Raw genomic sequence first — 352 nt, forward strand, 5'->3', positions numbered from 1 at the left:
GCTCCAGCGATGAAAAAAGCCATTCAAGGGATGTGTCCGGAAGCGAAGCATGTGGTCGATGATTTTCATGTGATTCAGTTGTTTACAGAAGCGTTGGATCGATGCCGCAAATCCTTAGGAAAAGAGGGCAAGAAACATGGGCATGTTCGGTATGTTTGCCGCTTCTTGACCCAGTGCCCCGAGAAACTCACCGAGGAGGAACGCCAAACGGTGCAGAAGTGGCAGAACGCTTGGATTCATCGATACTTGTTTTGTCCTTGTTCCGCTGTTCGTGCCATCGCAAAAGCACTTGTCAAACGAACAGATGAAATCATTTCATGCATATTGTCTCCTTATTCGAATGGGAAGATGG

General features: G+C 47.4%; 1 protein-coding gene. It reads left to right on the forward strand.

Translation table 11 applies throughout. The annotated features are described in order from the left end of the window. Positions 1–352 (forward strand): transposase (locus VU18_RS17065; protein WP_236687249.1); only part of this gene is annotated, 352 nt, incomplete at both ends.

It is taken from the genome of Geobacillus sp. ZGt-1, assembly GCF_001026865.1.
Classification (GTDB): domain Bacteria; phylum Bacillota; class Bacilli; order Bacillales; family Anoxybacillaceae; genus Geobacillus; species Geobacillus thermoleovorans.